Annotated in this window: 23 protein-coding genes; 14 read left to right on the top strand and 9 right to left on the bottom strand. The window is 49.9% G+C overall.

Annotation, left to right across the window (positions count from 1 at the left end; translation table 11 throughout):
• Window positions 1–312, bottom strand: coding sequence for a 50S ribosomal protein L21 (gene rplU / locus GM173_RS14470; RefSeq protein WP_203572101.1), 312 nt, complete (start codon window positions 310–312; stop codon window positions 1–3).
• Between the two features lie 232 nt (window positions 313–544).
• Between rplU and ispB the strand changes: the two genes are divergently transcribed.
• From ispB to GM173_RS14445, 5 genes are all read left to right on the top strand, one after another.
• Window positions 545–1507 (top strand): octaprenyl diphosphate synthase, encoded by a 963-nt coding sequence (gene ispB / locus GM173_RS14465; RefSeq protein WP_203572108.1) that lies wholly within the window; start codon window positions 545–547, stop codon window positions 1505–1507.
• A gap of 124 nt (window positions 1508–1631) precedes the next feature.
• The gene (modA, locus tag GM173_RS14460; protein WP_203572100.1) at window positions 1632–2378 is read left to right on the top strand and encodes a molybdate ABC transporter substrate-binding protein; all 747 of its coding nucleotides are present in this window, start codon (window positions 1632–1634) and stop codon (window positions 2376–2378) included.
• Window positions 2375–2776: a TOBE domain-containing protein gene (locus tag GM173_RS14455; protein WP_203572099.1), complete on the top strand. Its 402-nt coding sequence runs from the start codon at window positions 2375–2377 to the stop codon at window positions 2774–2776. Before modA ends, GM173_RS14455 begins: the two co-directional genes overlap by 4 nt.
• Window positions 2769–3434, top strand: coding sequence for a molybdate ABC transporter permease subunit (gene modB, locus GM173_RS14450; protein WP_308439609.1), 666 nt, complete (start codon window positions 2769–2771; stop codon window positions 3432–3434). The genes GM173_RS14455 and modB overlap by 8 nt, the downstream gene beginning before the upstream one ends.
• On the top strand, window positions 3427–4293 hold the full coding sequence (locus GM173_RS14445; RefSeq protein WP_203572097.1) for a sulfate/molybdate ABC transporter ATP-binding protein: 867 nt from the start codon (window positions 3427–3429) through the stop codon (window positions 4291–4293). The genes modB and GM173_RS14445 overlap by 8 nt, the downstream gene beginning before the upstream one ends.
• A 1-nt stretch (window position 4294) precedes the next feature.
• Here the strand turns inward: GM173_RS14445 and GM173_RS14440 are convergent, their stop codons facing one another.
• The 5 genes from GM173_RS14440 to lptF form a co-directional block, all read right to left on the bottom strand.
• Window positions 4295–4978 carry a prepilin-type N-terminal cleavage/methylation domain-containing protein gene (locus GM173_RS14440; RefSeq protein WP_203572096.1) on the bottom strand — a complete coding sequence of 228 codons (684 nt, stop codon included), beginning with the start codon at window positions 4976–4978 and terminating at the stop codon, window positions 4295–4297.
• Complete coding sequence (locus GM173_RS14435) at window positions 4972–6921, bottom strand: type II secretion system protein (protein WP_203572095.1); 1950 nt, start codon at window positions 6919–6921, stop codon at window positions 4972–4974. The genes GM173_RS14440 and GM173_RS14435 overlap by 7 nt, the downstream gene beginning before the upstream one ends.
• Before the next feature lie 84 nt (window positions 6922–7005).
• A complete protein-coding gene (galE, locus tag GM173_RS14430; RefSeq protein ID WP_203572094.1) occupies window positions 7006–8019 on the bottom strand; it encodes a UDP-glucose 4-epimerase GalE in 1014 nt (337 codons plus the stop codon).
• Window positions 8020–8065: 46 nt separating this feature from the next.
• On the bottom strand, window positions 8066–9142 hold the full coding sequence (gene lptG, locus GM173_RS14425) for an LPS export ABC transporter permease LptG (RefSeq protein ID WP_203572093.1): 1077 nt from the start codon (window positions 9140–9142) through the stop codon (window positions 8066–8068).
• Between the two features lie 4 nt (window positions 9143–9146).
• Entirely contained in the window at window positions 9147–10208 is a 1062-nt protein-coding gene (lptF, locus tag GM173_RS14420; protein WP_203572092.1) for an LPS export ABC transporter permease LptF, read from the bottom strand.
• Between the two features lie 263 nt (window positions 10209–10471).
• On the opposite strand from lptF, the gene GM173_RS14415 reads away from it, so the two are divergent.
• From GM173_RS14415 to GM173_RS14400, 4 genes are all read left to right on the top strand, one after another.
• A complete protein-coding gene (locus GM173_RS14415; protein ID WP_203572091.1) occupies window positions 10472–11938 on the top strand; it encodes a leucyl aminopeptidase in 1467 nt (488 codons plus the stop codon).
• A gap of 67 nt (window positions 11939–12005) precedes the next feature.
• Window positions 12006–12458: a DNA polymerase III subunit chi gene (locus GM173_RS14410; protein WP_203572090.1), complete on the top strand. Its 453-nt coding sequence runs from the start codon at window positions 12006–12008 to the stop codon at window positions 12456–12458.
• Window positions 12430–13866, top strand: coding sequence for a hypothetical protein (locus tag GM173_RS14405; RefSeq protein ID WP_203572089.1), 1437 nt, complete (start codon window positions 12430–12432; stop codon window positions 13864–13866). Before GM173_RS14410 ends, GM173_RS14405 begins: the two co-directional genes overlap by 29 nt.
• A 69-nt stretch (window positions 13867–13935) precedes the next feature.
• Entirely contained in the window at window positions 13936–14340 is a 405-nt protein-coding gene (locus GM173_RS14400) for a hypothetical protein (protein ID WP_203572088.1), read from the top strand.
• 187 nt (window positions 14341–14527) lie between these two features.
• Here GM173_RS14400 and GM173_RS14395 read toward each other — a convergent pair whose 3' ends face one another.
• Entirely contained in the window at window positions 14528–17293 is a 2766-nt protein-coding gene (locus GM173_RS14395) for a glycosyl hydrolase family 18 protein (protein WP_275412358.1), read from the bottom strand.
• Between the two features lie 252 nt (window positions 17294–17545).
• Between GM173_RS14395 and GM173_RS14390 the strand changes: the two genes are divergently transcribed.
• Window positions 17546–20350 carry a valine--tRNA ligase gene (locus tag GM173_RS14390; RefSeq protein ID WP_203572087.1) on the top strand — a complete coding sequence of 935 codons (2805 nt, stop codon included), beginning with the start codon at window positions 17546–17548 and terminating at the stop codon, window positions 20348–20350.
• Between the two features lie 94 nt (window positions 20351–20444).
• Here the strand turns inward: GM173_RS14390 and GM173_RS14385 are convergent, their stop codons facing one another.
• Entirely contained in the window at window positions 20445–20888 is a 444-nt protein-coding gene (locus GM173_RS14385; RefSeq protein WP_203572086.1) for a hypothetical protein, read from the bottom strand.
• A gap of 118 nt (window positions 20889–21006) precedes the next feature.
• Between GM173_RS14385 and GM173_RS14380 the strand changes: the two genes are divergently transcribed.
• From GM173_RS14380 to GM173_RS14365, 4 genes are all read left to right on the top strand, one after another.
• Complete coding sequence (locus tag GM173_RS14380) at window positions 21007–21471, top strand: NanQ anomerase/TabA/YiaL family protein (RefSeq protein ID WP_203572085.1); 465 nt, start codon at window positions 21007–21009, stop codon at window positions 21469–21471.
• A 20-nt stretch (window positions 21472–21491) separates the two neighbouring features.
• Complete coding sequence (locus GM173_RS14375) at window positions 21492–22085, top strand: LemA family protein (RefSeq protein ID WP_203572084.1); 594 nt, start codon at window positions 21492–21494, stop codon at window positions 22083–22085.
• A gap of 98 nt (window positions 22086–22183) precedes the next feature.
• Complete coding sequence (locus tag GM173_RS14370; protein ID WP_203572083.1) at window positions 22184–22987, top strand: TPM domain-containing protein; 804 nt, start codon at window positions 22184–22186, stop codon at window positions 22985–22987.
• Window positions 22988–22989: 2 nt separating this feature from the next.
• Entirely contained in the window at window positions 22990–23493 is a 504-nt protein-coding gene (locus GM173_RS14365; protein ID WP_203572082.1) for a TPM domain-containing protein, read from the top strand.
• Between the two features lie 75 nt (window positions 23494–23568).
• On the opposite strand, the gene GM173_RS14360 is transcribed toward GM173_RS14365, so the two are convergent.
• Window positions 23569–25536 carry a bifunctional diguanylate cyclase/phosphodiesterase gene (locus GM173_RS14360; RefSeq protein ID WP_203572081.1) on the bottom strand — a complete coding sequence of 656 codons (1968 nt, stop codon included), beginning with the start codon at window positions 25534–25536 and terminating at the stop codon, window positions 23569–23571.
• Window positions 25537–25538: the final 2 nt, after the last annotated feature.

Below are 25538 nucleotides of genomic sequence, written 5' to 3'. Positions count from 1 at the left end.
TTAAGCGACGATAGCGTCGATACGGATTTCAGTGAAGTTTTGGCGATGACCAGCACGACGCATATAGTGTTTACGACGACGCATTTTGAAAATGCGTACTTTCTCGCCACGACCATGCGACACTACAGTAGCCTTGATGGATGCACCAGCAACCAAAGGCGCGCCGATTTGTACGGCTTCACCGTTTGCAACCATCAATACTTCTTCGAGTACGATCTGGCTGTCAACGTCTGCAGTAATCTGTTCTATGTTCAATTTTTGACCGACAACAACTTTATATTGTTTGCCACCGGTTTTTACGACTGCATACATAACAAGCTCCTAGGGAGTTTGGCCCAACACGGAGCTACGCTCGCGTGCCTTCCCAAAATTGGGAATCGGGCATTCTACTAACGATTCCTAATAGAGTCAAGCACTTAACTGAGACAATACCGTCAAGCAAGACGGCTTTTATAGTTTCCTGCTAGAATCACATGATTATATTCAATTTGGTCGCACGATTTTTAGTGCAGGCCGCCACAATCAGGGTGAACCCAGCGTGTCGATGAAGTTTGTGAAATCGGTCATAGATGCCGATATGGCCTCGGTAGATAGCGTCATTCGTGAGCGTTTATATTCAGAAGTCGTCTTGGTACGCCAAGTCGCCGAGTACATTGTGGCCTCGGGCGGCAAACGCTTGCGGCCTATGATTGTACTACTAGCTGCGCAAGCACTGGGATATCAAGGTCACAAACATCACGAACTGGCGGCGGTGATTGAATTTATCCATACCGCCACCCTACTGCACGACGATGTGGTCGATGAATCCAGCCTGCGTCGTGGCCGCGACACCGCTAATGCTCTATTTGGTAATGCCGCCTCCGTCTTGGTCGGCGATTTTCTTTACAGCCGCGCGTTTCAAATCATGGTCGGCTGCGGCTCGATGCGCGTGATGGAAGTATTATCCGACGCAACCAACATCATCGCCGAAGGCGAAGTGTTGCAATTAATGAACATTGGCAATACCGACATTGATGAAGACGGCTACCTCAAAGTCATTCGCTACAAAACGGCCAAACTCTTTGAAGCGGCAGCTCGCCTTGGTGCGATTTTAACTGATAGTGATGCAGCAACCGAAGCAGCCATCGCTCATTACGGTATGCATTTGGGCACTGCGTTCCAAATTGTTGACGACGTACTTGATTACTCTGGCAAACAAGAAGAAATCGGCAAATCTCTCGGCGATGATTTGGCCGAAGGCAAACCGACGCTACCACTGATTTATGTAATGAAACACGGCGAAGCAGCGGCTGCCGCGGTCGTTAAAGACGCACTTGAAAACGCCAAGCGCGAGAATTTCGATGCAGTACTAGCCGCCGTTCAACAATCAGGGGCGCTCGATTACGCCCGCAAAACGGCAGAAGCAGAAGCTGAGCGCGCCAAAGCCTGCCTCGCCAACTTACCCGACAATCCCTATACGCAATGTTTGCATGCCTTGGCGACCCTGGCGATTGACCGAAATAGCTAAAACCGACCGCCCAAGTGATTCACTTGGGCTTTTTTACGTCCTGCAAAACCAGCCGCCCACTTTGGGGTATCGATTTTCTAGCGTATTGCCCTTATAGTCCAAGCTCACCCTAGCGAGCTTGTCGATGAAAACGTGGCTATTGTATTTTTTCTTTTTGCTTAGCAATTTCAGTTTCGCAGGCGAGTTTCGCTTGGCCGCTGCGGCAAGTCTGCAGCCCGCCATTGCTGCGCTCAGTAAAGATTTTAACCAGCAAACGGGACACACTTTTCAAACCAGCTTTGGCGCATCAGGCAAGCTGTTCGCGCAAATTAGCAATGGCGCGCCGTTTGATGTGCTGATGTCGGCTGATTTGAAATACCCGCAAGAGCTCATCAAAGTGGGGGCAGCCTCCGGCGCGGTAGTCAATTACGCCAATGGCGTATTAGTACTGTGGACGACTCAAACCAAGATCCCAAGTGATTGGCAAGCATGGCTTAAATCGAATGCAGTGCAGAAAATCGCCATCGCCCAACCCGATAGCGCGCCGTATGGCCGCGAAGCGTTACGATTATTAACGACACAAAACCTATTGCCTGCGGCCAACAATAAACTCGTTTTTGGTGAGAGCATTGCGCAAGCCAGCCAATTTATCAGTACCGGCGCGGCGCAAGCTGGATTCGTCGCCAAATCGATCGTCGCCAATCCAGATCAACCGCAAAGCGGAGCTTGGCTAGCGATACCGCAATCCATGCATCAGCCGATTGCCCATGGAGCGGTGCTCACTGATCACGGCAAAGATAATGCCGCCGCAAAGGCATTTATGACTTATTTGCAAAGCCCTGCCGCACACGCTATTTTTCAACGTTATGGCTTTTTGGTACCCGCACGATGAATCGACTGCCTGCGACGCTGCAAGAAATTGAAATTCACGGCGGCTTTGCTTTCGTCGCCGCGCAATGCGACGGGCATCTGTTGAGCGCGATGCTGCTCGGCATCAGTGACGATGTGGTGCAATGGCAAACTGGTGAGGCGCTAGAATTTGCCTTTGCCGAAAACGAAGTCGCCATCGCCGTCAATCTGCACGGAGAAATTAGCCTCAGAAACCGCTTTCACGCGCAAATTACACAGATTGAATCCAGCCAACTACTGAGCCGAATTAGCTTTAATTTTGCAGGACACATATTGCATGCGCTGATTACCCGCGCATCGTGCGAACGAATGCAACTGGCCAGCGGTCAAGACATCGAATGGCTAGTTAAATCCAATGCGATGCAGGTGCACCGTGCTTGAGTTACAACCGCTCTTTTTGACCCTCAAGCTCGCTACACACACCACTCTGCTGTTGACTATCGTAGGTATACCGCTGGCGTACTGGTTAGCATTTGGTCACAGCCGGATACGTTATATTGCAGAAGTCATCACTAGTCTACCTTTAGTACTTCCGCCTACTGTACTTGGGTTTTACCTTTTACTGCTGTTTAGCCCCAATAGCCTTGTGGGACACTGGCTAATCGACTCATTTCAGCTTCGTTTGGTGTTTTCTTACCCCGGTCTGGTGATTGGCTCAATGGTGTTTAGCCTGCCATTTATGGTCTTGCCACTGACCAACGCTTTTCGGCAACTCCCCAGCAATCTACTCGATGCCGCCCGCACGCTGGGTAAATCCGAGGTCAATATCCTTGCCCGCGTGATTTTACCTAATTGCAAAATGGGCTTTATCGGCGCGCTGATTCTAACTTTTGCACATACAGTGGGGGAGTTTGGTGTTGCACTCATGATAGGTGGCAACATTCCCGGGCATACCCAGGTCGCTTCAATTGCGCTATATCACGAAGTTGAAACACTCAATTATTCAGCCGCGCATCTGTATGCTGCGGTGTTGGTCGGATTTTCTTTTATCGTCTTGTTGGCTTTGCGTTTACTCAGCGTACGGGTGACGCATGAATAATCTACGCCTTGATATTCAAACCACCCTGCATTCCGCGCAGGGCGCGCTGCCTTTGCAAATCAAAACCGAGTTTACCGCGGGCAGTATCACCGCCATTTCCGGTGCATCGGGCGCGGGTAAATCCACTTTATTACGCCTGATCGCCGGGCTCAAATCACCTGAACACGGTGAGATTCATTACGGAAATCAGGTCTGGTTTAAACGCCAAACCAATCTCCCTGCTCGGCAACGCCGCGTTGGCTTGGTGTTTCAAGATTACGCGTTGTTTCCGAATATGAGCGTGAGGGAGCAACTGAGCTACGCGCAGCACCAGCGTCATCCCCAAAAAGTAACAGCTTTATTGGCGCAAATGGGACTAAGCCAATTGGCCGAACGCAAACCAGCGCAGTTATCCGGTGGGCAGCAACAGCGCGTTGCGCTAGCGCGAGCGTTGGCTGCTGAGCCTGAGATTTTATTACTTGATGAAGCATTATCTGCGCTCGATCGCAGTTTGCGAGTGGAATTGCAGCAGCATTTAATCGACTGGCAGCGCGAATCCAATGCGACCGTCATCGTGGTCAGCCATGATGTTGGGGAAATTTTCCGGCTAGCAAATCGAGTCATCAAACTAGAACGTGGGCAAATTGTTGCCGATGACACGCCTGCAAAAGTGCTGCTACCCCAACGCGCTAGCGGGCGTTTGCAATTGGTCGGAACCTTATTAGCGATTGAGTCGGTGGGCGTTGCGTTCTTGATGACCATTGCCTGTGGTAATGACATCATCGCCACCTTAGTCAGCCCAGACCAAGCCAATCGCTACACCATCGGGCAAACCGTGTCGGTGAGTTTATCAGGGGCGAATGCAACAATCAGCACCTAAACTAACTCCATTTCCCTGCGGCAGAGAGTCGGTACAACAAGGTGGCTGTAGGAAGCCAGACTAAAATATCGTCAAAATCATCATCGGGCGTGTCTTGCACAAATTGTGCATCTCCATTGCGATTTTCCTGTTCATCAGCGCCAGCACCGCCACCGCTTGGACCTTCTGAAAAGATAATTGCCACCGCTGGCACTGTGGAAATTAAGTTTGTTGCCGTGACTGCTACGCCATTACGACGACTGGCTGACTTCACCGTGTTATCACCTGAAGATTGCAAACTAAAACAAGGCGCGCTATTGGGCGTTGCCAAATCTCCGCACGATGCCGTTTTTCTAGCAAAAACAGGGGTTACCCGATATTGCAGCCGCCGCCCCCACGCATCAAACTCTGGCAAACCCAAATCTAACCACGGTAGATTGCCACTCGATTGCGGACAATCGCCAGCGCCATTGCGAACTAATTCGACACCTGCATTATCTGCCGGGCAAGGTAAACGATTGTGGCTTAAGGCATAGCCAAGCAAAGCTTCATTGGCACGCTCCAACATTTGTTTGGTTTCTTTGATGCGCTGGTTGCTCATCTGGCTACTAAGCGCCCCCAAACCCGAAGCCATCAAAATACCAACAATCACCAGCACAATCGCCATTTCGGCCAGAGAAAAACCACGTTGCTCATCAATTAACATGCGCGCTTCCTTTTGCTACACACCCCTTTATTACAGGTATACATGACGTCATTACTAGAACACGATGGGGTAACGTAATTTCTATCGTTTGGATTAGTCCATTTATTTTGATTCGCGGCATCTTCAAGATACAGGCTTAAATCGGTGCTCGCATTCGCGGCGACTACGGTATTATTTGCTCTGGCGATGGGATTTGGCGTTGGCCGAATCACGGCACCAGGCAAAATAAATAGCGCATCAATCGTAACGTCCTCTGCTCCATCAATACTAAAGTTTGCCGTACACACGCTCCCCTGTTTTACCGCATACAAGATACCTCGATGCCAAATGTTCTGCTGAAACCAAACGGGCAAACCCGGCACAGGCGTTGGAAAAACACCGACACCAGTCCAACTGTCTGCAGCCCGAGGCAAAATGCCAGTGCATAAATTAGGCTTACTCGCACAACTTGAAGCTATATTGTTATCTCGGCAACTCGAATCACCCACCATATCGGCCGGATAAGGATAAGGCACTGGTGCCGCAGTTGGCGTTGGGCTCGGTGTAGGTGTCACAGTTGGAGTTGGTGTTACGATTGGCGTAACCGAGGGCGTAGGCGTAGCAGATGGTGTTGGAGTTACGGTAGGGGTCGGGGTCGGTACTGTTCCAATACAACTGCCTGCATCAGCCCAATCGCCACTTGGCGGCGCTGCTAAGCCAATTCCAATCTGCTGAATTGCTTGCCAATTTTTGCCTGAGCGGCTCACCATATCATTTTTAAAATAGGCAGTACCGCCTGAATTTCGGCCACTGCTAGTCCATGCTGGTGCACAATTTAGTGCACATCCAGTGCCGTTTCCCCATTGAGGGGGATTACCCTGAGTTGGATTCACACCTTGCGACCAAGCGAGCGCAGTGTAGTTTTTCCAATTTGAACTATTGCCAGGCGACTCCATCACCATCATACCCGTATCATAAGCAATCGATGCATTCCAACGGCGACGGCAAATCGAAACATCACCAAAATCAGTGCTTGCTGCATAAACATTCACTGAGGTCGCCCCCAGGATTTGCTGCAACAATGCCAACATATTTTGTCTAGCAAATGGTGAACGAGGGGCTAGCACTAAACTGGGGTAATTCGTAGCAAAAGCTTGGTAATAAACATTGAGTTGCTGGCCAATTACATCCCCTAATCGTCGAGCGCTTCTATCTATCAACTCTCGACCCGTAATAATCCCCAGTTGGTCGTTAAAATTTGCACTGAGTTCACCAGCAATAAAAGGGCCTCCTAATGTCGCATTATTTTTCCCATTCACCCCTTCTAAATACTGCGCTACAGCTAATGTACCAGTTCTATCTTGCCCTGTTAACGCAGGGCCAGGCGCAAAAATAACCGCGGCAGCGGTTTCACCATTTAAACTGTAATTCGTCGTCCCATCGGCAGCAAAAACCTCGAGCAGCGACAAATTATCACTATTGACCCGCCGAACCGTATTGCTTTGAAAGCGAACCGAAAATTGCACATCAAGCGAATACCAGAGCGGCTCACCGTACGAATCTGTGATTTTGGCAATCCCCAGCGTTTTCCATGGTAATAGGCCGATTAAGTTTGCTGGCGTTGTACAACTTGAACGTGAAACACCAACCAATGAGCCAATCGCATTGGGGTCAGCAGGGCACGGAAGTTCCGTTGGGGATAATCCGCGACCTGAACTTGTGCCATCCCGGCTCAACGACCATGCCAGCAACGCTTGCCTAGCCTGTTCAATCGCCGCAGCGCTTTGCTCGCGGCGGGTATCCTCTGCATTTCGACCGCGCAGGCTAGACACCAGCAAGGTGGCGAGTACGGACATCATCACCAGCATTAAAATCAGAAGCGTCGCGCCCGATTGGCGAGAAAGCGGCATATTCATTCGGTCAAGCTCAAGTGGTTTGAACTTAAACCATAGTCGACAGCGCATAAAAAAACACCCCAATAGGTATTGGGGTGTAGCTTTTGTTACGCAAAGGCTAAAGGACAATACCCCAAGCACCAGAGACTGAGTTTAATCACCATAGCCATTTGGATTCTGGCTTTGCCAACGCCAGCTGTCATTGCACATATCTTGCAAGGTTTTCTCTGCGCGCCAGCCCAGTTCAGCCAATGCTTTCGCTGGATTGGCATAACAAGCAGCAATGTCTCCAGCACGACGCGCCACGATTTGGTATGGTACCGCTTTGCCACTGGCTTGCTCAAAGGCTTTAACCATGTCGAGCACCGAATAACCGACGCCCGTTCCCAAACTCACCGTCACATTGCCCGGATTGGTAGCCAATTTTTGCAGCGCTTTGACGTGGCCAATCGCTAAATCCACTACGTGAATGTAATCACGTACGCCAGTGCCATCAGGCGTTGGATAATCGCCACCGAACACCGACAATTGCGCACGTTTACCGACGGCAGTTTGCGATACAAACGGCATTAGATTGTTCGGAATCCCTTGCGGGTCTTCACCAATCAAACCTGATTCATGCGCGCCCACCGGATTAAAGTAACGCAGCAAGGCGATATTCCAGTCCGGCTCAGCAACGCGCAGATCACGCAAAATGTCTTCAACCATCAATTTGCTTCGGCCATACGGATTGGTTGCAGAAAGTGGGAAGTCTTCCAAAATTGGTACGGTATGCGGATCACCATACACGGTCGCACTCGATGAAAACACCAGATTTTTGACGTTGGCAGCCTTCATCGCCTCGAGCAAACGCAGCGTACCGACGACGTTATTGTCGTAATACTCCAGCGGCTTGGCGACTGATTCACCGACCGCTTTCCAGCCGGCAAAGTGCACGACAGCGCTAAATTGCCATTTGGCAAACACCGCATCCAGTGCCGTGCGATCCCGCACATCAGCTTTCACCCATTCAATCTCTTGACCCGTGATGGTCTTAACACGGTTAAAAACTTCGGGTTTAGAGTTACTAAAATTATCCAAAATGACGGGCTTAAAGCCAGCCTTCACTAGTTCAATATAGGTATGTGAGCCAATATAGCCCGCACCGCCGGTTAGCAAGATATACATCACGTTTCCTATTTCAATAGATTCTTAAAAAGCCAGTATTCATTCATCAGCCACCACGCTCTTGTCGCCACAAGAAAAAGATCGCCAAACTCATCAAGACCAAACTTGGCAAACCTGCCGCAAGGATAGGCGGCAAAGCGTATAACTCGCCAACATAGGAGACTAGCTGGCTGGCAAAATTAAAAGTGACGCCGAGCAAAATCCCCAAAAAGATTTTCACGCCCACATTACCCGCCCGACGTTGCGCTAATGCGAACGGCAGTGCAATCAGCATCATTGAAATACAGGCTAGCGGATAAAATAGTTTGGCCCAGAATGCCAACTCGTAACGCAAAGTGCTTTGCTTATTCGTTTCTAAATGCCCAATATAACTACGCAAAGCATCTACAGACATTTCCTGCGGTTTAATCATCAGCACCGCCAACATGTCTGGATTGACTTCGCTTTGCCAAATATAGTTGGGCAACCGAGTGAGAATGACCTTGTCATTATGAAAATCAGTGCGCTGCACATTGCTAAGATGCCAGCGTTGATCTCGCCCATAACTGGCGCGTTGCGCATCAAAAATATGTGACAACTTAGCACCATCAGCCAAAGCATAGATTCGAACGCCCTCTAGGCTCAGATCTGGATTCATCACCGAAACATTCATGATATTAGAGCCGTCTTTCACCCAAACACCCGAGCGAAACTTGCCCAACAACACAGACTGCTTCGCTTCAACCTGATAGCGTTTTGCCGCCTCACTACCAATCGGAGCCAAAAACTCGCCAATCAAAAATGTCAGCAACGCATAAGCAATCCCGCAGACCAACATCCAGCCGCTGAGGCGCAAAATCGATACCCCGGCAGTACGCATCACGGTGATTTGCGAGGTATCAGCCATGCCCGACAACGCAAAGATACTGCCAATCAACACCGCAACTGGTAATAATTGATACAGGCGACTGGGCAAAGTTAAGGCCACATACACCAAAGCATTTTGTAGTGTGTAGCCTTCTTTACCCACGTCGCGTAGCTCGGCGATCATGTCAAAAAATAAAAACACACTGGTCAAAACCAACAAAGTAATCAGCACATAGCCAAATACCGATTTAAATACATAGCGACCTAAACGATTCATACCATTAGCCCCGCACGCGCGAACGCCACCAGAATAAACCAATGGTCAATAGCGCCACCGCGCCATGCAATGGCCACATCCCAACAGCAGCGGGTATTTTGCCCACCGCAATCCATGCTTGCATCACATTAATTCCGTTGTAATAGCCAAACGCTAACAAAGCCGCAATTACCATGTGATAGCCTTTACCACCACGCGGGTTGGTAAACGCCAAAGGAATTGCCGCGAGCATTAGCAAGAAAGCTTGAATCGGCAAAGCGATCCGCCAAGCCAGTTCGGCTTGATGCTGAGGTACATCACTCACCCACAATTCTTTACTACGCATTGACTCTGTGCCCGGATTAATCACTGTTTGTGTTGGATTTTCCACCCGAACCCGTCCCTCTTTAAACGTTAAGATATCGTACTGTGGTGAGCCAACAGGCGCCTGATACGCCGTCGCATCTTTGAGCCACATCCAACGATCCCCTGCATCATCCACAAACATGCCGCCATGCGTGGCAAGGACAGTGGAAATTTTGCCATCCTGACGAATCTGCACAAACACATTCTCGCCCTGACCGCCTTCACCAGAAAAATTTTCAATAAAATAAACCCGATCCGCGCCGCGCGATTCGCGAAAAATCCCAGGCGAAACCTGCGAAACTTCTTCATTTTTTAAACTCGCCGCACGGTATTCACGCCCCTTTAATTGCGCCCACGGCGAAACAAACAAAGACAAAGCCGCAATTAACGCCACCACAGGCAGGCCCATTTGCAATACCGGAAAAATAAAACTCCGAATTGAGCGCCCTGCGGCGAACCACACCACCATTTCGTGGTCTTTCCAGAGCCGGGTTAAGACCGACAAAATGGAAATAAACAACATCAGCGAAAAGAGAATGGGAAAATAACGCACAGCAGCAAACCCCATTACCGCCCAGACGGCAGAAGAGGCCAGCGTGCCAACAGCCGCCTCACCCAAAAGGCGAACGACCTGCGAGGTCATCACAATGACCAATAAAACGACGAATAGCCCAAAGGCCACCCAAGTCATTTCATGAATTAATGTTTTTCGAAACAGCATGGAATATTTATATCTGTCTTTTGACTTGGCCCGAGGGTCAGTGAATAATCAGCCCACCAGAGCAATTTTGCTCCAATGTTTAAAGTGTGCTTTAAAAGTAACGAACACCCATCACAACGGTGAGACCGGAACAGCAACCGCAATCTACGTTTGGTAAATGAAGATTGGAGGCTTTAGCTTCCACCGCCCGAACCGTTATCATGGGATGCGTAGCACTTTTAAAGTACGCTTTAAGCAGTGCCAGCCCCAACCAGGAGCCTTTCATGGAATTTACCATAGTTTCCCCTGCACCCGAGCATGCAGATTGTGTCGTTTTACCGGTACTTGGCGAAAAATTACCCGCCTTTGCCAAAGATTTAGATATTACATGTGGGCACTTGTTTAGTACGGCAATTAAAGACGGCGAACTTGCAGCCAAAGTCGGCAGTACGCTGACACTAGGTCTACCAGCGAGTTTAGACTTTAAGCGCGTTATTTTAGTCCAACTTGGCAAAGAGCCAAACTCCAAAGAATTACGTACCGCGGCGGCTAATATTGCCAAAGCATTGATTGCCAGCAATAACGCCTCCGCTTGTTTGGCTTTATCGCTTGCGCAATATAAAAAACAAGACAACGAAATCCTCGCTCATGAGCTCGTGCAAGCCTTGATGCTCGAATCTTATCGCTTTGAACAATTCAAATCCGAGCCAGCACCCGCGATCAAACTGGAACTCGTTAGCCTTGTTGCACCGAAAAAATCCGACATCGCCACCGTCGAAGCGGGCCTTGTGTACGGGCTTGGTGTTGGACACGGTATGAATCTGACGCGCGATTTGGGCAATTTGCCACCGAATGTATGCACGCCGAATTATTTAGCGGCCACCGCGCAACATCTGGCGCACACCTACGATTTTTCTTGCCATATTTTAGAACAAGAAGAACTCGAAGCCCTCAAAATGGGCTCGTTCTTGTCGGTTGCCAAAGGCTCGATTGTTCCGCCGAAATTCATCGTGATGGAATATCGCAACGCCGATAAAAAAACTGCGCCAACTGTGCTAGTTGGCAAAGGCATTACTTTTGACTCGGGCGGTATTTCACTCAAACCCGGCGAAGGCATGGATGAGATGAAATACGATATGTGCGGCGCAGCCACCGTATTGGGTGTCTTCCGCGCCGTAGCGGAGCTGGATCTGCAGGTCAATCTGGTTGGCGTGATTCCATCGTGCGAAAACATGCCAAACGGCAACGCGGTCAAACCGGGCGACATCGTCACCAGCATGAGCGGTAAAACGATTGAAATTCTCAATACCGATGCCGAAGGTCGCCTCATTTTATGCGATGCGCTGACCTATGTTGAGCGTTTCGAGCCTGCTGCCGTTATCGACATTGCCACATTAACTGGCGCTTGCATTATTGCCTTGGGTCACACCACCAGCGGTTTGTTTGCCAACGACGACGATTTAGCGGCAGATTTGCTCAAAGCCTCGCGCCAGACGGATGACAAAGCATGGCAAATGCCGTTGTTTGACGAATACCAAGAGCAACTCAAATCCAACTTCGCCGACATGGCCAACATCGGTGGTCGCCCAGCAGGCTCCATTACCGCAGCGGCTTTCCTATCGCGCTTCACCAAGAAATATAAATGGGCGCATTTAGATATTGCCGGAACGGCATGGAAATCGGGCGCAGCCAAAGGTGCAACGGGACGTCCGGTGCCGCTGCTCGTTGAATACCTACGGAGCATACAGTAAGGTGTAAGGCGTGAGGAGCGAGGTGTAAATCTCTCACTCCTCGCCCTTCACTCTTCACTTCTCACCCATGGAAATTTCTTTCTACTTTAATGTGAACAACCGCGAATCCGCGCTCTGCCAACTGGTTGGCAAAGCGCTGATGCAAAGTAAACGCATGGTGATCCTCACCGGCTCAGAAGCGGCGACCAAGGTACTCGATAGCCTGCTGTGGGAAATGCCGCCCGCAGGTTTTCTGCCGCATTGCCAAGCGGATGCAACGTTTGCAGCGGAAACGCCGATCATTATTGATCATCGTGTCGAAATCATCACACCACGCGATATACTCTTTAACTGGACCGACCGTATTGCGCCTCGATTTAGCGAATACAGTCGATTGATTGAAATTGTCGACACCGACGAAGAACTCAAAGCGGCAGCCCGCCAACGCTGGGCGGCCTATAAAGCACAGGGCTATACCCCAAACGCGACCGATATGCAGGAGCTGCTCAACCGTGGCCGATCAGAAACAAACCCCGAATGAAGACTCGGTAAATCCACTATTTAACAAAATGGATGCGCTGATGGCGCGCCATCGTAGCCCTGCCGGGCCACAGTTTGAAGACATTCCTGTTCTAACCGATATTGCGCCCGAAGCCTTTGATATTCCGATTTTGACTGACGTCGTCAACGAAGAATTAATCCAAAAAATTGAAGACATCGAGCGTAGCCTAGCTCAAGCGCAATCGGCCAAAGCACGGCAAAAACTCGCCGAAAAACTCGCTAGTGAAAACGAGCTAGCGATTCCAAGTTTGATGTTTGAGCCTGCTACACTCAACAAATCACAAGCCACCAGCGTAAAACCAAGTATTGCTGTAGAGCCCAAAGCTACAGAGCCCATAACAGACATACCCCGCTTCGTAGAAAAACCGCGCTCAGCCCCGGCAACGCCAGCAGCCGAAAGCCCTGTTTTTTTAGATTTACCACTGCTTGATTTAGACGTCATCAACACCCCCCCCGTCATCCCGACAGCAAAACCGGCACCTGTTCAAGCCGAGCCAACGCTGGAATTTGTCGCCGATGACTTGGTCATTGATTTTTCTAGCGCGTTTGCCAGCGACATCGAAGATTCAATCACTAGCAATGAATTAACGATTGAAGAATTTACTTCTGCAGCGAACGACATTGAGCACGAAAGTAGTGCGCGCTTTGCGGCTCCATTACCAAGCCACGCAGAGCAAGTAGTCACGCCAAGCGATTTGACCGATTTTGACTTAAACATTGATCTAGTCGAAGAGCCCGTAGCCAGCGCCGACGACGTAGCCGAACAGCTAGATATCGACACCATCGCCGAAGCCGAAGCCGAAGCCGAAGCCGAAGCCGAAGCCGAAGCCGAAGCCGGCACAGTTTTAGCGTCAGAAACTTCTGCTGCAAGCCCTATCGTTGCGACGAGCGCACCAATCAGTCTGTACTGGGAAGACGATCACAATGATGTGGCAGATCTCAGCCTCAGTAGTACCGACATTGAACCTCGCTTTGAAATCAACCTCGGCGAAGACGAGGCAGAGATCGAAGCAGAAGCAGAAGCCAGTATAGTGCCAGAGTCATTAACTAATAATGATTACAGCTCAATACCCAACAAAGAATCACCACCCCCTATCACTGAGACGACAAGCGTTAATACTGAGAACGCCGCACCGCTGCTCAATAGCGACGCCGTGGCAGAGCTCACCGCCGTCGTCGGAGCACAGCTCGCGGTAGACATTGCCAGTGAAGTAGAGCAATTGGCGCGGCAACACTTCTCCAAACTCATGGCACAATTTTACGGCGACACGCTCCGCGAACTCACAGGAGAAATCAGCCAAGAACTCGAAGGCCGCCTCGCACCTCGCATTACTGAATTGGTGAAACAGGAATTAATCAGCCAAGGGCTAATTCGGGATGAAGGCTGAGTTCGGCCAAGAGCGGTCATTTGATCATAATCTTGTTTTATATTTCACTGATTTGGTTAGGGCTCAATCATGACGACTTGGTTATTAAATCAAATTGATTCAATAAAAAAACAACTGGCAGCTCATGCTGGAAAATTTTATGGAATTACACCAAGTCCTGCGGAAGCAGTAGTTTTAGCGCACGGCAATTCCCTTTTAGCTCTTGGCTATGCAGCACTTTATTTTCCAGAAATATCAATAATTGAAGGCATACCATATGCTAAGTTTGCTACCGCAAATAAACTCGTGCCAATTGATTGCGTCCATGTTGATTTATTGCACCATAACAATGCCACAGGAAGTAGTCCTGAAATTTATTCGGCGCTAGGAAATGTGTTGTCTACGGCGTGGAATTTGATACTCAGAGACAATAGTTTAAATGGTAATTTTAAATATGACGCATCAACAGGATTTGACGTGGTTTTTAAACCCTGACCATTTCATTAACCGGCGTCTGTTCTGTATTTTTTGCAAGGACGAGTCAAGTGTCGGCATTGGGTCGAAAGCAGCTGAAAATAATTCATAAACACATCACAACTCGAAAAGGGTATCCAACCCTAGGCTTTAATATTCAAAGCCAAGAGTAAGATACCCCTTCATACCATTTACTTCAAATTACAGATTAAAACTTCCCAACTGGCAATTTTGGCAATTCTTGCTTGATGGCGAATGTTTTGCCTTTCAGCGTGATTTGCACATTGCTTGGCCCAGAAATTGGCAAACGATAAGTCAATTTAACGTCTTTCGCTGCACCAATTGCCAAGGCCGGCATATTCATTTCCACAGTGTGGAAATCGCCTTTCAAGCCGCCAATATTGTTACCGGTGTGACCCGAAGCCACCGCAGTCAAACCACTGCCTTCCATATTGTCTGGTGCTGACACTGGATATTGGAAGCGGATTTTGCCGCCCGATGGAATCGCCACGCCGGTGTTGTTCACAATATGCAGCGTTGGCGTGATTGGGAAAGCGTCGTCGCCCATTGGGAATTTAGTCAATTCCACCGTCACATCGAGCACTTCAGTTGGCACCACCGCGCTGGTTGGATTCGCCGTACTGGCCACCGTGTTGCCATATGGCGCTGCGCTACGGAATTTATCAGCCAACAAACGCGTTAAGCTTGAGCCTGGCACGTACTGACCTTTGGTACCGTTCAGATTGGCTTGATTGGCATCCCAATCATAGTCACCGGCCAATTCCCAGTTCATCGCGCCGCCAATGCCGTTTTTAATAATCCAGTCGGCCTTGGTTTGCATCGCTTCTTCATCTTCAGTCGAGATAAAGACCTTAGTAGTATCGTTCCACAACCAAGATGCAACAAGGGTCTTGTCGTAATACCGTGTGTATTTACCGACGATATTCGCTGCCGTCATATTGAACTGCGCGAGGTAATCGCCAGCGATGCCTTTTTCCAGATTTTTGGCATGCCACATTGGATTCGAGCCGTCAGCTTGTTCCTTACCGTTTTCATCGACGTCAAACCAGATGTTATCCACGCCGTAAGCGCCAACGCCACACGGCGCCACTAAACCCGGTGGGCAGGTCTGTGTCGTTGCATCACCCCACAATCCGCCAGCACCGCCTCCCTTCACATCACGCCAGCCACGGGTGTAATACGGCACGCCCATATTGATTCGGCCTGCGGGCATCATGCCGCGATAGAAATGGTAAGCCCAGTCAGTGTTCAAATAGCCGATGCCTTTGTATTGTGGATCGTTGTAGACGTTGTAAAACACCAATTCGCCGTCTTTACCATCGTCATACAAGGCGGCGTTCGGGCCAACGTATGGGCTCCAAGTACCATGCAAGTCGTAGCTCATCACGTTCAAGAAATCGAGGTATTTAGCCGCTTGGAAGTTTTCCATACCGCGCAATAAATAGCCCGAAGCCGGTACCGCAGCGGTGAGCTGGTAGTATTTCTGATCTGCGACCGATGCCGCGTTGAGTTTTTCACGCAATACACGCATCAATTCGCGATAGCTCGCTTGCAAGCCTTTCAAGCGTGGCGTTGAAGCGGTCCAATCGAGTGGATTACCCGCGTCTTTGAGTGAAGTTGGATATTCATAGTCGATATCCGCACCGTCAAATTGGTATTGGCGCAAGAACGCTACCACCGAATCGGCAAAGGTATTAATGCCTGCACTATTGATGGTGCCATCTGGATTCGTCGTCATGGAATAGAAACCACCTGACGACACGCGCTTGCCATCAGCGCCGAAGTAGCCGCCCGTTTCAGCCCAGCCACCAATCGACACCAGTACGCGCATATTTGGATATTGCTTTTTGTACTTGGCGAGTAAGTTGAAATGACCTTTGAACGACAAGCTTGGGTCCATTTCAGCACCAGCAACGCCGGGCCAAGTCATATCGGTCGATTCATTACCAGCCACTTCGGCATTGACCGAAATCTTATTGCTGCTATCGATGTGCGCAAATGCATAGTTAATGTGCGTGAGGTTAGTCCACGGAATATCGCTGGCCAAATAGCGCTGCTTGCCATCTTTGCCAGTACGCCAGTTGGTGAAATAGCCGATATTACGGCGCTGCAAACCATTGGCGAGTTTTTCACGACCCGCAGTATCGTAAACCAAGCAGTACGGCACGTCGGCCACGGCAGATACGGCCATCCCTTCTGGGCGGCAGGCATCGTTATTGCCAGGCAATGGCGTTGTTGATGGCGTAGGCGTTGGGCTGACCGTGACCACTGGCGTCGCTGTTGGTGTGACGGTTGGACTGGTCGTTGGTTTTGCTGTGGCGGTCGCCGTAGGCGTCGGACTTGCAGTAACCACCGGTGTTGACGTTGGTGTGGCCGATGTTGTTGGTTTTACAGTTGGCGTTGGCGTAACGACAACATCACCACAAGCGCCCAGATCCTTCCACGGCCCCCATTGATCCGTTGCCGATGGCACATTACCTTGCGTCCACCATTTCGCCTCATAGTTGCGGCCGTTATAGGCAATCCGCTGACCGCCGTTGTACGCAGTCGCACTATTCCATGCCGCCAAGCAGCTTGATGCGGGTGGTACTGCAGTCGGGGCAACGCTAGGTGCTGTCGTGGCGGTCGGTGCAAGTGTGACGACTGGCGTCGCGGTTGGCGCTTTAGTCGGTGCAGTGGTTGGCGTTGCAGTTGGCGCAGTGGTCGGTACTACAGTGGTCGTTGCCGTTACTTCTTTCCACAAGGTCGGCGTGGACGCGGGATTCCAGCCTGCGCCTGCGTAAGCGGTATGCGTCGATAAGGCGGTATAGGTTTTACCTGCATAAGTCACCTGTGCTCCTGCGGTATAGGTATTACCCTCAGCCCATTCCGCCGCAAATACGCTAGTGCTCAACATCAAACCTAACGTCATCACAGACAGCCGTAATCGCATGCCTTTTTGCATGTTATTCATCTCTCTCATCCTCTATTTATAAGTTTTCGCACTAGGGTATTCCCTAGTGTCGATAGGGATATTACGCTTCGAAAGAAATGAATAAAAGCAAAAATTTGCAAATTGGTATCTACATCACAATCGATTCAATACAAATTAAGCACAACTCAAAACGGATAAATAAAATCATAGCGCGGGTTTTTTTCTCACCACTCCCCATTCCTGCCGAGCAGGCTTTATAATCTGTGGTTTCGCTTTAACTGAGCACGCACTATGGAACTCGCCAAGAGCTTCGAGCCACAGAATATTGAATCGCATTGGTACCCGTTTTGGGAAAGCCAAGGCTACTTCCAACCGAGCATGAACCTTGCTCGCGAGGCATTTTGTATCCAATTACCACCGCCGAACGTCACCGGCACACTGCATATGGGCCACGCGTTTAATCAGACCATCATGGATGGCCTGACGCGTTATCACCGTATGCGCGGCGACAACACTTTATGGCTGCCAGGTACCGATCACGCCGGTATCGCGACGCAAATCGTTGTTGAACGCCAGCTCGATGCACAAGGCATTAGCCGCCACGAACTGGGCCGTGCCAAATTCCTTGAAAAAGTCTGGGAATGGAAAAAAGAATCAGGCGACACGATTACCGGTCAAATGCGTCGCATGGGTTCGTCGGTGGATTGGAGCCGTGAATACTTTACGATGGACGACAAAATGTCGACCGCCGTCGTTGAAGCCTTTGTGCGCCTGTATGAAGAAGGCTTGATTTACCGTGGCAAACGCCTATCAAACTGGGATGCCAAACTGGGCACCGCGATTTCTGATTTGGAAGTGATTTCCGAAGAAGAAAACGGCCATATGTGGCATATCAAATATCCAGTCGTTGGTTCTGACGAATTTATCACCGTCGCCACCACGCGCCCTGAAACCTTGTTGGGTGACGTGGCTGTGGCGATTGCGCCAGACGACGAGCGATTCTTGCACCTGGTTGGCAAAATGGTTGAGTTGCCGCTCACTGGCCGCCAAATCCCTGTTATTGCCGACGAATACGTTGATAAAGCTTTCGGTACTGGTTTTGTAAAAATCACGCCAGCGCATGACTTTAATGACTACCAAGTTGGTAAACGTCACAACACGCAGCTGATCAATGTAATGAGTTTGCAAGCGACCATTCTCGCTAAAGCGCAAGTATTCAGCTTTGACGGTGCAAGCCTCGGCAGCGTTGAATTGCCAGCAGCGTACGCGGGCTTGACGACATCTGAAGCGCGTAAAGCGATGCTCGCCGACCTCGAAGCGCAAGGTCTGTTACTCGACACTAAACCGCACAAACTGATGGTGCCACGTGGCGACCGTACTGGCACCGTGATCGAGCCATTGCTAACCGATCAATGGTTTATGGCAATGAGTAAGCCTGCCGCCGATGGCACCAGCATTACCGAGAAAGCACTCGAAGCCGTACACAGCGGCGAGGTGCAATTTGTACCGGGCGACTGGGTCAACACTTACAACGCATGGCTCAATAATATCCAAGACTGGTGCATTTCTCGCCAATTGTGGTGGGGTCACCAAATCCCAGCTTGGTACGATGAAGACGGCCAAGTGTATGTAGCACGCACCGAAGCTGAAGCCATCGCTAAAGCCGGCGGAAAAGCAGTAACGCGAGATAATGACGTACTCGATACGTGGTTCAGCTCGGCAATGGTGCCATTCTCAAGCCACGGCTGGCCGAATGAAACGCCGGACTTGTCAGCATTCTTGCCTTCATCCGTATTGGTCACCGGCTACGACATCATTTTCTTCTGGGTAGCCCGAATGATTATGATGACCAAGCACTTCACGGGCAAGGTACCGTTTAAGCACGTCTACATCCACGGTCTAGTGCGCGACGCCGAAGGCAATAAGATGTCCAAATCCGAAGGCAATGTACTCGATCCAGTGGATTTAATCGACGGTATTGCTCTAGAGCCCTTGCTAGAAAAGCGTACCACGGGATTACGTCGTCCAGAAAATGCGCCAAAAGTGGCGGCCAAAACCGCCAAGGAATTTCCGGAAGGGATTCCTGCGTATGGTGTAGATGCACTGCGCTTCACGTTTGCGTCATTAGCATCACTCGGTCGGTCGATCAATTTTGACCAGAAACGCTGCGATGGTTATCGCAATTTCTGCAATAAAATCTGGAACGCGACCCGCTTTGTGATGATGAATGTCGTCGACAAAGATTGCGGCCTCGAAGACGGTGCAGAACTCGAATACAGCTTTGCTGATGAGTGGATTATTTCTCGCCTGCAAGAAACTGAAACCACCATCACTACCGCGCTCGATACCTTCCGTTTCGATTTGGCGGCGCAAGCGATCTACGAATTTACGTGGAATGAATACTGCGATTGGTATATCGAGCTAGCGAAAGTACAAACTCAACATGGTACCGAGCCACAACAACGTGCCGCGCGCCGCACACTGATCCGCGTACTGGAAACGATTTTGCGCTTGATTCACCCAATCATGCCGTTTATTTCCGAAGAAATCTGGCAAACCGTGGCTCCGCTGGCTGGCAAGAAAGACACCGAGTCACTGATGATGGCGGCGTGGCCCGTTGCCGATACGAGCAAAATCAAACCCGAAGCAATTGCTGCGATTAATGAGCTCAAAGCGATTGCCTTTGCCGCGCGTAATTTGCGCGGCGAAATGGGCTTGAGCCCTGCGGTGAAAGTACCGATGTTTGTTGAAGGCGGTCCAGAGCTACAAAAATACGCCAAGTATTTAATGCCACTGGCGAAATTGTCGGAAGTGAATATCGTTGCAGCACTGCCAGAAGGCGATGCTCCGGTAGCCGTAGCAGGCACGACGCGCCTGATGCTCAAAGTCGAAATCGATAAAGCCGCTGAAACGGCCCGTTTGAACAAGGAAATCGGCAAAACGGCTGAAGCCTTAGAAAAACTGGTCGCCAAGCTAGAAAAACCAGGCTACACCGAAAAAGCGCCAGCGCATTTGGTCGAGAAAGACAAAGCACAAGTGATTGAGCTACACGACAAATTGCACAGCTTGAATGTGCAGCTTGATAAGCTCAAATAAGCGCCCTCTCGGTAAACAAAAGGCTACTCAATCGAGTGGCCTTTTTACTGTATATCCTCAAAAGCATTACCGATAAATGCTTTGCAACACATACTTAGTTGCAACGCAAATACTCACCACGACCTTCGGGAACCACAACGCGTTTGGTACGGCCATATTGGCTGCAGCGATATTCGATGCGAGCTTCTTTAGCCACGTGGTTGGATGGATCGCCACACCAGCTATTACTCGGTTTAAAGAAATAAGAAGACTTGCCTTCCACGCTGCGCGCTAAGCGCTCAGTAAAATCACAAGTGCCCGCATGCGAGCCATACATTGCGGTCAAAATACGGATCGTATTGCCGCCGTAATCACCGCCACCGTTATTCCAATTATTGTTACTGCTATTCATCATCCGCACGGCTTCGCGAAATCCATCACGAAAACCGTCTTGATACTGCGAACTACGGCCGCGCATCATTTGCTCTGGCACCGCTGGATCGTTCGCGAAAACGCTTGTTGAAAGCAGCGCAATCGCGCACAGAATTTTAATTTTCATCTTGATTCACCTGTCATTGATCTTCAAATCATCTAATTTGGGCATAAACAATTCAAGCGACATAATTACAATGCTGTAATATTGCCTCTGCGTTCCACCAACTTACCGATTGCAGATTATGTTTCTTAGCCACATCAGTCAAACCAGCCTTCCTTTACCCGCTGCGCTCAATGCCGCACTCGCTTATTTACGCCACACCGATTTCAGCCAGATGGCACCGGGACGTTATCCGATTGATGGCGACAAGATGATTGCCATCGTGCAAACGCCGCTGACGCAGCCATGGGAAACGGGGATGCCCGAGTTTCATCAGCGCTATATTGATATTCAATATTTGCTGGAAGGCGAAGAAGTCATTGGCTTTTTGCCTGCCAATCCTACGCTAGAGAATGCGAAAGATCAGCTCGATGAGCGAGATATCGCCTTTGTACATCCGCAAGCGAATGAAAGCCGTTTGGTACTCACGCCGGGCATGTTCGCGATTTTTTTCCCTGGCGAATTACACAAACCGTGCCGCGCGCTAAATGAACCAATGCCGATTAAAAAAGTCGTCATCAAAATCGCAGTAGACTTAATCACTTAAATTCACGCGAGAATACCACTATGAAACGCCTCATCATCATCGCTCTACTTGCTTCGACCTTAACTGGCTGCGGCTACAATGCATTGCAAGCGCAAGACGAAGCGGTGGCTGCCGCATGGTCAGAAGTGCTCAATCAATATCAGCGCCGCGCGGATTTAGTGCCCAACTTGGTCAATGTGGTTAAAGGCTACGCGGCGCATGAGAAAGAAGTGCTGCTCGGAGTCACCGAAGCGCGTGCCAAAGTCGGCAGTATGCAAATCACGCCCGAATTGGCCAATGATCCGGTCGCGCTGAAAAACTTCCAAGAAGCCCAAGCGGGGATGTCATCAGCGCTGTCGCGCTTGATGGTGGTGGCGGAGAAATATCCCGACTTGAAGGCGAACGAAAACTTCCGCGATTTATCAGCGCAGCTCGAAGGCACCGAGAACCGCATTGCCGTCGCTCGCAATCGTTATATTCAAGACGTACGCACCTTCAATACGACGGCGCGCTCTTTCCCGAATAATCTCACTGCCAAAATGTTTGGCCTTGAATTAAAACCCAATTTTAGCGTTGAAAATGAAAAGGCCATTTCAGTCGCGCCAACGGTGGATTTTAATAGCGAGAAAAAATAATGCAGCGCCTTTGCGCTACACTGTTAATCCTAATGGGTATATTTATCAGCAGCATGTTACCTGCTGCTCAGATAGCAATACCCAGACTGGATGCTCGAGTGACTGACTTAACGCAAACGCTCAGCCCTGAGCAGATTGCCACGCTCACTCAACAGCTATCGAGCTTAGAGCAAGCCAAAGGCAGTCAACTCGCCATTTTAATGCTACCAACAACGGGCGAAGAGACTATTGAGCAATACAGTATTCGGGTTACGGATGAGTGGCAATTGGGCCGCAAAGGCATCGATGACGGCGTGTTACTGCTGATCGCCAAAGACGATAAAAAGGTTCGGATTGAGGTTGGCCGCGGCTTGGAAGGCGCTCTACCTGATGTGACCAGCAGCCGAATCATTCGTGAATACATCACGCCAGAATTCAGAAAAAATGACTACGCCGCAGGAATTCAAGCTGGTGTTGATCGAATTAGTCAAGTCATTCAAGGCGAGCCACTACCCGCGCCTATCGCCAAGCAAGGCCAGCAATCGACTACTATTTTAGGCTTGCCGCTGATGATGCTGGCGGGAATGCTGTTCGCAGGGTTTATTCTCAGTCAAATCGCTGGGCGCTGGATCGGAGGCGGCGGCATCGCCGTGGTCAGTGGTTATGCCGCCACCACCGCCGGAACGCCACTGATCATGGCATTGCTGCTTGGCATGGGAATGGCGGTGCTACTCAGCATGATTACTAGCCGAATATTTATCGAATTAATGAGTCTGCTCTTAACTCACTCTGGCTCAGGGGGAAGAAGCAATGGCGGCTTTCATGGCGGAGGCTTCGGCGGCGGATTTAGCGGTAGAGGTGGCGGTGGATTTAGCGGCGGCGGTGGTGGTTTTGGCGGCGGTGGCGCATCGGGGGGATGGTAATCATGCAAAAAATGAAACGCTTGTGGCAGCATCTAAAGCCCAACCCTGATCGCGCCCAATTTAATCCTGCCCTCGTCGAGGCGCTGACAAATACAATCGCCAGCGCCGAACAAGGCCATCGTGGCGAAATTCGCTTGGTCGTTGAATCTAGCCTACCTAGCACGCTCATCTGGCAAAACACCACGCCCCGCGCCCGCGCTCTTGATTGGTTTAGTCAACTGCGCGTCTGGGATACCGAGGGCAATACCGGTATTTTGCTCTATCTCTTGCTGGCAGAACACAAGCTCGAACTCGTTGCCGATCGCGGAATCGCTAACAAAGTGCCACAAGCGCAGTGGGATGATATTTGCCGACAACTGCAAACGCACTTGGCCAAACACGAAGTTGAAATCGGCCTCAGCAATACGATTACCCAGTTAGGGCAATTACTTCAACAACATTTCCCACTTAAAAACGCGCAAGCCAATCCGAATGAACTGTGTAATCAACCGGTGATTGTCTTATAAAAAATACCCCACATAAGGTGGGGTATCTTATTAGAAACATTGATCAAGTTAACTCTGAAACACATACATCCAACATCATAAACTACGAGCCTTTTGCCACAGCTCAGTACCACCAATGCCAAATCCTTGCGCGCCATCGACGCGCAGTGAACCCAGCATCGCTTGCTCTGCACTGGTCTCTACGGATTTTGCATACACTTGCAAATCCAGCCCGTGCGCGATTTTAACAATCGCATCCAGGAAAAATTGATTTTCACGGTTTTGATCAATGTCCTTGCTAAATGAGCCATCGACTTTTAAATAATTCACCTTCAGCGTGCTCAAATAAGTAAATGAGCCAAAGCCACGCCCAAAATTATCCAAGCCCACTTGCACGCCGAACGCGCCGACTTGAGCAATAAATGAGCGCAGATCATCGAGCTGCGTCAGCGCTTCTTGCTCGGGCAGTTCAAAACTCATTTGCTGCGCCACTGTGGGATAAGCTGTTAATTGCTCAATCAACCAAGTAACAAATTTAGGCTGTGAAATCGACGCAGGGAATAAATTTATCGCCAAACGCAAACTGGCATCTTTTTGCAACTCCTGCAGGCACAGTTGAATCACAATCCGATCAAACTCTTGAATGAGACCGTGTCGTTTTGCCATTGGTACAAACAGCCCAGCAGGAATTTGCTCACCGAGTTCATCACGTAAACGTAAGAACACCTCCCGATGTATCAGCTGATTATTCGCCGCATTAACCACCTGAGTATATAATTCAACCCTTTGTGAATTGAGTGCTTCTAGCAAGATACCCTTCCAATCTGAAGCACTCATTGCGCCAAAACCACTGGCCTCTTGCGGCGTAAAGAAATGCATCACATTCGGGCCTTCACTTTGCGCGGTTCGCAGCGCCAAATCGACTTCTGATAACCAATTATTCAGCCGCTGACCGTGATACATCGCGCCCCCAATATGCCCCACATCAGCAAATGGCGTCATACCACGTTCATATAAACTCGCCATGTTATGCGATAGATTGGCTGCTAATTGGCGTGCCTTTTCCTGCTCAATCCCGGCAAAAAACACAGCAAAGGTATTGCCACTAATCCGGGCTGCAAACGCATCGGCGCAAGCGCTATCGGCGACCATTTTCTTGAGTAAGGCCGCGCTTTCAATCAATAGGTTGTCAACTACGCGGAAACCTTTTTGATCGTTAATTTCTTTCAAATGGCTAATTTCAAAAAACAATAAAGCGCCATGCGTTAAGGGCTCATCGGCTTCAATCGCTTGTTTAACGTGCATATCAAAATAACGCCGATTGGCCAAACCAGTCAGCGTATCGATGTACGCTTCAGCGCGCATCCGCTCGATGCTGGCCGCTTGCTCGGCAAACATCTCTTTCACTTTTTGCGTCATTCGATTCATCGCTTGCACCACGCTACGCAAATCAAGCGTCCACGGAATTTCGCTTTGCTCTGGATATTCACGATTGCAAATCGCCATCGCTTGTTGCTCAACCGCTTTGAGTGGTCGCAACACAAAATGCAATATCACCACGCCCATCGCGAAGGTAAACAGCGAGGCGCCCAAAAACCAATACAAGGCAGTCATACTGCTCGTCCAGAGCGACGCGTACGCAATCCCCGGATTAGCGGCGATAGTAATGGTGCCGGCTTGTTGCCAACCGCTGGTCATTAATGCCTCTCCGACCGGAGTTTCAATATGGAACAAGCGGATAAACCAATCGGGCACTTGATTCACATGCGGCGGCGCGGTGCGCTCAATGACGAGTTTTCCCTCGACATCCACAATCCGAATTTGACGGTAGTAGCCACTATCAAACACCGCGTCGAGCATACTTTGTACAATCACCTGATTATTTTTATCCATAATCAAGGGCGACAATTGCATGCCGAGCGACGTCGCGGTGTCTTGCGAAATGGTGGTCAATTGCTCAGTTAAAAAGGCGCGCGAGTTTTGCACACTGAGATAAACCGTGCCGCAAAACAGCAAGGTAAACAGCAAGATAATCATCAGAATCAACTGTTTGAGCAGTGTCATCA

Source organism: Deefgea chitinilytica, assembly GCF_016881405.1.
GTDB classification, from domain to species: Bacteria; Pseudomonadota; Gammaproteobacteria; order Burkholderiales; family Chitinibacteraceae; genus Deefgea; species Deefgea chitinilytica.
Note: the sequence above shows the minus strand (reverse complement) of the source record. Positions and strands in the feature narration are given on the sequence as shown.